The following is a 7,049-nucleotide window of genomic DNA, read 5'->3' as shown; positions in this document are numbered from 1 at the left end:
GGGAGAGCATCTGCCTTACAAGCAGGAGGTCACAGGTTCGATCCCTGTATCCTCCATTAAGCAATTTGCTTAATGGATATGTAGTTTTGCGGGTGTGGCGGAATTGGCAGACGCGCTAGATTTAGGTTCTAGTGTCCAGTGGACATGAAGGTTCAAGTCCTTTCACCCGTATTTCAATAAGTTGTTATTGAATTAGGTTTTATAAGTCATTACTTGATGCCGACTTAGCTCAGTTGGCAGAGCATCTGTCTTGTAAACAGGGGGTCGGAGGTTCGAATCCTCTAGTCGGCATTATGCGGAAGTAGTTCAGTGGTAGAACATCACCTTGCCATGGTGGGGGTCGCGGGTTCGAATCCCGTCTTCCGCTTCATTATTAATACAGTATCGGGAAATAGCTCAGCTTGGTAGAGCGCTACGTTCGGGACGTAGAGGCCGCAAGTTCGAATCTTGTTTTCCCGATAAATAAAAGATAGATCATCGTTTCTTACTTTAGAAGACGATGATCTTTTTTATTTATGCTGATTACTAATGAGATTACAATAAATATGTAATAATAGTAGTTAAGAAATGTAAGCAAAGTACTTAACTGGCCTATAAGTTAAATCACTTGCATTTTTACATAACAGAATTATACTTTCTACACCAAGAAATTTATAAGTCGAGGTAGTTAAAATGGACAAAGTATTTACCGAAAGCGCAAAGAACGCACTTGTTTTAGCTCAAGAGCAGGCTAAAACATTTCATCATAATGCTGTTGGTACTGAGCATATCCTCCTAGGTTTGACTATGGAGAATGATGGTATAGCCGGTATTACTTTGAGAGATCTCGCCGTTAGTGAGCGTGATGTTGAAGAAGAAATTGAACATCTAACTGGCTATGGAGATGTCTCATCTAATACCGCTAAAGGCATTTACCTACCTTATTCACCTAAAGGGCAAAAGATTCTTGCTAACTCACAAGATGTTTCTGATCAATACAATACTAGTCGTATAGGAACAGAACATATTTTGTTGGCTATTTTAGATGATACTGATAATTTAGCAAATCGTATTTTGACTAATTTGGGACTTAGTTTAACTAAGACAAAGAACTTACTTCTTAATAAGATGGGAATGTCCAGTAAGAGTGGTGCTCGTGGTATGGCTGCTAACATTGCTGCTCGTAACAAAAAGAAGCAAACTGCAGGTACACCAACACTTGATTCTTTAGCACGTGATTTAACTAAGATCGCGGCTGAAAATCAAATCGATCCAGTTATCGGACGTAAAAAAGAAGTTGAGAGAACTATCCAGATCTTAAGCCGTAGAACTAAGAACAATCCTGTTCTAGTTGGTGAACCTGGTGTTGGTAAGACAGCTATCGCCGAAGGTCTAGCTAGTTATATCGTTAAAAAAGAAGTTCCACTTGATATGCAAAATAAACGTATCATGATGCTTGATATGGGTTCATTAGTTGCTGGTACTAAGTATCGTGGTGAATTTGAAGATCGTTTAAAGAAAATTATTGAAGAAATTTATAAAGATAAGCATGTTATTTTGTTTATTGATGAATTGCATACTTTGATCGGTGCTGGTGGTGCTGAAGGTGCTATCGATGCTTCAAATATTCTAAAACCAGCTTTAGCACGTGGTGAGCTTCAATTGATAGGTGCTACAACATTGAATGAATATCAAAAGTATATTGAAAAAGATAGTGCTTTAGAGCGTCGTTTTGCTAAGATCGTAGTGGAAGAACCAACTGAAGATGAATCTGTTGAGATTCTAAAGGGATTGCGCCCAAGATATGAACAACATCATGGTTTAATTATTTCTGATGAAGCTATAGAAGCAGCTGTTAAACTTTCAACAAGATATTTAACAAATCGTTTCTTACCAGATAAGGCCATTGACCTTGTTGATGAAGCTTCAGCTAAAGTAAGAATTCATAATGTTTCTAAAAATAATGATTTAGATGATCTAACTGCTCAATCAATGAAGTTGATCGATGACAAGAATAATGCCATTTTGGATCAAGACTTTGAAAAAGCCGCTAAGATTCGTGAAAAAGAACAAGATATTCAAGAAAAAATTGCTGAATTAAAAGAAGCAAAAGAAACAGGACATGCAAAACAACCAGTAGTAAAGGTTAATGATGTTGCTGAGATTATTGCTGAATGGACTGGTGTTCCAGTTAAACAAATCACTCGTAAAGAGAGTGAGCGTCTATTGAATCTTGAAAAAGAACTTCATAAACGCGTTATTGGTCAAAATGATGCCATTAGTGCAATTTCTCGTGCTATTCGTCGTGCAAGAAGTGGTATGAAAGATCCAGATCGCCCAATTGGTTCATTTATGTTCTTAGGACCTACAGGTGTTGGTAAAACTGAACTTGCTAAATCAATTGCTGAAGTTATGTTTGGTTCTGAAGATAATTTGATTCGTGTTGATATGTCAGAATATATGGAACAATACAGTACTTCTAAATTGATCGGCTCAGCACCAGGATATGTTGGATTTGATGATGGTGGGCAATTAACTGAAAAAGTTAGAAATGAACCTTATTCAGTTATTTTGCTTGATGAAGTTGAAAAGGCTCATCCAGATGTATTTAATATCTTATTGCAAGTCTTAGATGATGGTATTTTAACTGATGCTAAGGGTAGAAAAGTAGATTTCCGTAATACAATCATTATTATGACTTCTAACTTAGGTGCTCGCGCATTGCAAGAAGACAAGTCAGTTGGCTTTGGTGCTAAGGATGTTAAAGATGACTATAAGGAAATGCAAAACAGGATCAATACAGAATTAAAGAAATTCTTCAGACCTGAATTTTTGAATCGTGTTGATGAAACAATCGTCTTTAAGTCATTAGACCGTGATCAATTGAAAGCTATTGCTAAGATCATGAGTGGTAACTTGAGAAAACGTCTTGAGGATCGTAAGATCCAACTCGTTATTTCACCAGCAGCATATAGTGATTTGGTTAAAGATGGCTATAATCCAGAATATGGTGCTCGTCCAATGAGAAGAACCATTCAAAGAGAAATTGAAGATCCCGTAAGTGAACTATTACTTATGAATAAAGTAGTTGAAGGCGATACGATCAAAGTTGGCTCAAAACAAGGCAAACTAACAGTAACGGTTTCAACTAATAAAAAGAAGAATGAAAAGTCACTCACACACTAATTCCTATCTATTGACAATGTTATTTATAGGTAGTATTATCTTTTGTGAGATTCAAAGTTCAAAACGTTAGTCGCGATCTATTGTCCGTGGCTATACCGTATAGAAAAAGCAAAAGTAGAATTTAGAATTCTATTTTTGGTTTTTTTTTGCCTAAAATTAAGGTATAAAAACGTTTTCTTGCAATTTGTAACGAAAATGTAATATTCGGTCAGCGTTTGAACAAATTATATGTTGAGGTGAAAAATTTGACTTATCATAACGTTAATTATGGTGCACACCGTGTTCGTCGTAGTTATGCAAAGATCAAGGAAGTACTTCCACTGCCAAATTTGATAGACATTCAAACAAATTCTTATAACTGGTTCTTAGATGAAGGACTTAAAGATATGTTTGATGACGTAATGCCTATTGATGATTTCGGTGGAAATCTTTCATTAGAGTACGTTGATTATAAACTGCTAGAACCTAAGTACACAGTTGAAGAGGCAAGACAACATGATGCTAATTATTCAGCACCATTGCATGTCACATTGAAATTAACAAACCATGAAACAGGCGAGATCAAAACTCAAGATGTTTTCTTTGGTGATTTCCCAATTATGACAGAACAAGGTACCTTTATTATTAATGGTGCCGAACGTGTTATTGTTTCTCAATTGGTACGTTCACCTGGTATTTATTACAATTCAGATACTGACAAAAATGGTCGTATCAACTTTGGTACTACAGTTATCCCTAACCGTGGTGCTTGGTTGGAATTTGAAACAGATGCTAAAGGTTTAGGATACGTTAGAATTGATAGAACTAGAAAACTACCTATCTCTGAATTGATCAGAGCTTTAGGATTTGGTGCTGATTCTGAGATTCTTGATATCTTTGGTGAAAATGATACTTTGAATTTAACACTTGAAAAAGATGTACATAAAGATACAAGTGATTCTCGTGTTGAAGAAGCATTGAAGGATATTTATGAAAGACTCCGTCCTGGTGAACCTAAGACGGCTGATTCATCTCGTTCATTGCTATATGCTAGATTTTTCGATCCACGTAGATATGATATGGCTGCTGTTGGTCGTTACAAGGTCAACAAGAAGCTTAATCTAAAAACAAGACTTTTGAACAAAACATTGGCTGAAACACTTGCTGATCCTGATACAGGTGAAGTTATCTTGGCTAAAGATACAGTTCTTGACCGTGGAGCTATGAACAAATTGAGTCCATACTTGAAACGTGATGATTTCAAGACTGTAACACTTCAACCATCTGATGAAGGTGTTTTAACTGATCCAATTACTGTTCAAATTATTAAAGTTTATTCAGAAGCTGATAACGAAAAAGTTGTTAACATGATCGGTAATGGTCATATTGATGCTAAACTTCGTGTTATTACACCTGCTGATATCTTGGCTGGTATCAACTACTTCTTGAACCTTAAAGAAGATATTGGTACTACTGATGATATTGATCACTTGGGTAACCGTCGTATTCGTTCAGTTGGTGAATTAATTCAAAACCAATTCCGTATTGGTTTGTCACGTATGGAACGTGTTGTTCGTGAAAGAATGTCAATTCAAGACTCAGCAACCGTTACACCACAACAATTGATCAATATTAGACCAGTTGTTGCTTCAATCAAGGAATTCTTTGGTTCATCACAATTGTCACAGTTCATGGATCAGACAAACCCACTTGGAGAACTAGAACACAAGCGTCGTCTATCTGCTCTTGGACCTGGTGGTTTGACTCGTGACCGTGCCGGATATGAAGTTCGTGACGTTCACTATACTCACTATGGCCGTATGTGTCCTATTGAAACACCTGAAGGACCTAATATCGGACTTATCAATAACTTGGCTAGTTATGCCATTATTAATGAATATGGTTTCATCGAAACACCATATCGTCGTGTTTCATGGGATACACATAAAGTTACAAACAAAATTGATTATTTAACAGCTGATGAAGAAGATAACTATGTTGTTGCTCAGGCTAATACACCTCTTGATGATGATGGTGGATTTGTTGATGATGATGGTGGATTTGTTGATGATACAATTTTGGCTCGTAAAAAAGATGACAATATTGAAACTACACCAGAAAAAGTCGATTACATGGACGTTTCTCCTAAGCAAGTAGTTTCAGTTGCTACGGCATGTATTCCTTTCTTGGAAAATGATGATTCTAACCGTGCCTTGATGGGTGCTAACATGCAACGTCAAGCTGTTCCTTTGGTTAATCCACATGCACCACTAGTTGGTACAAGTATGGAATATATTGCTGCCCATGATTCTGGTGCTGCACTTATTGCTAAGAATGATGGTGTTGTTGAATATGTTGATGCTAAGAAGATTACAATCAAACGTAATGATGATGGCACAATTGATGAATATAAAGTAACTAAGTTCCGTCGTTCAAATAACGGTAAGAGTTATAACCAAAAACCTATCGTTAGAAAAGGTGAAGAAGTTAAATCTGGAGATATTATTGCCGATGGTCCTGCAATGGAAAATGGTGAATTAGCTCTTGGACAAAACCCATTGATCGCCTTTATGACATGGAACATGTATAACTACGAAGATGCTATCGTACTTTCAGAAAAATTAGTTCGTGAAGATGCTTATACTTCAATTCATATTGAAGAGTATGAATCAGAAGCACGTGATACAAAACTTGGACCTGAGGAAATTACTCGTGAAATTCCTAATGTCGGTGAAGAATCACTTAAAGATCTTGATGAATTCGGTATTATCCGTATCGGTGCTGAAGTTCGTGACGGTGATATCTTAGTTGGTAAGGTAACTCCTAAGGGTGTTACAGAATTATCAGCCGAAGAAAGATTGCTACATGCTATCTTTGGTGAAAAAGCACGTGAAGTTCGTGATACATCACTTCGTGTACCACATGGTGGTGGTGGAATTATCCAAGACGTTAAGGTCTTCACTCGTGAAGCTGGCGACGAATTGGATCCAGGTGTTAACATGATGGTTCGTGTTTATATTGCTCAAAAACGTAAGATCCAAGTCGGTGATAAGATGGCCGGACGTCATGGTAATAAAGGTACTGTTTCAATCGTTGTACCTCAAGAAGATATGCCTTATATGCCAGATGGTACACCAGTTGATATTCTTTTGAACCCAATGGGTGTTCCATCTCGTATGAATATTGGACAGGTACTTGATCTTCATTTAGGTATGGCTGCAAGAAAACTTGGAATTCACGTTGCAACACCTGTTTTTGATGGTGTTCAAGATAATGAGCTTTGGGATATTGTTAAAGAAGCTGATATGGATTCAGATGGTAAGTCGATCCTTTATGATGGACGTACTGGTGAACCATTCAAGAACCGTGTAGCTGTTGGTGTCATGTACTACATGAAATTAGCCCACATGGTTGATGATAAGCTTCATGCTCGTTCAATCGGACCATACTCACTAGTTACTCAACAACCACTTGGTGGTAAAGCACAATTTGGTGGACAGAGATTTGGTGAAATGGAAGTTTGGGCTCTTGAAGCCTATGGTGCCGCTTATACTCTACAAGAAATTTTGACATACAAGTCAGATGATATCGTAGGTCGTGTAAAGACTTATGAAGCTATTGTTAAGGGTGAAAGTATTCCTAAACCAGGTGTTCCAGAATCATTCCGTGTTCTTGTTAAAGAATTGCAAGCTCTAGGTCTTGATATGAAGGTCTTAGACTCTCATAACAAAGAAATTGAGTTGAGAGATATGGATGAAGATGACGATACTGTAAGTATTGACGCATTGTCTAAACTCGCAAAACAACAAGAAGAAAAACGTGCAGAAGAAGAAGCCAAGAAGTTGGAAGAATCACAAGATTCAACTGCTGACTCACGTACAAAATCAGAAAACTAGTCAAAATAG

General features: G+C 37.1%; 2 protein-coding genes and 4 tRNA genes. All 6 read left to right on the top strand.

Features of this window, described 5'->3' with window-relative positions; translation table 11 throughout:
• The first annotated feature begins 88 nt into the window (after positions 1–88).
• The 6 genes from FC72_RS07530 (at position 89) to rpoB (ending at position 7,040) form a co-directional block, all read left to right on the top strand.
• Positions 89–171: transfer RNA gene (locus tag FC72_RS07530), tRNA-Leu, on the top strand.
• Positions 172–218: 47 nt separating this feature from the next.
• Positions 219–291, top strand: a tRNA-Thr gene (locus FC72_RS07525).
• Positions 292–295: 4 nt separating this feature from the next.
• A tRNA-Gly gene (locus FC72_RS07520) sits at positions 296–367 on the top strand.
• Between the two features lie 18 nt (positions 368–385).
• Positions 386–459, top strand: a tRNA-Pro gene (locus FC72_RS07515).
• Between the two features lie 213 nt (positions 460–672).
• On the top strand, positions 673–3,165 hold the full coding sequence (locus FC72_RS07510; protein WP_057766385.1) for an ATP-dependent Clp protease ATP-binding subunit: 2,493 nt from the start codon (positions 673–675) through the stop codon (positions 3,163–3,165).
• 245 nt (positions 3,166–3,410) lie between these two features.
• Entirely contained in the window at positions 3,411–7,040 is a 3,630-nt protein-coding gene (rpoB, locus tag FC72_RS07505; RefSeq protein WP_057766383.1) for a DNA-directed RNA polymerase subunit beta, read from the top strand.
• Positions 7,041–7,049 lie beyond the last annotated feature (9 nt).

It is taken from the genome of Companilactobacillus tucceti DSM 20183, assembly GCF_001434665.1.
Taxonomy (GTDB): Bacteria; Bacillota; Bacilli; order Lactobacillales; family Lactobacillaceae; genus Companilactobacillus; species Companilactobacillus tucceti.
The sequence above is the reverse complement of the archived record's forward strand: the minus strand, read 5'-3'. Positions and strand labels throughout refer to the sequence as shown.

Excerpts from the sequence above, each read along its gene's own strand:
- FC72_RS07510 (WP_057766385.1), top strand. The coding sequence starts at position 673 with ATGGACAAAGTATTTACCGAAAGCGCAAAGAACGCACTTGTTTTAGCT.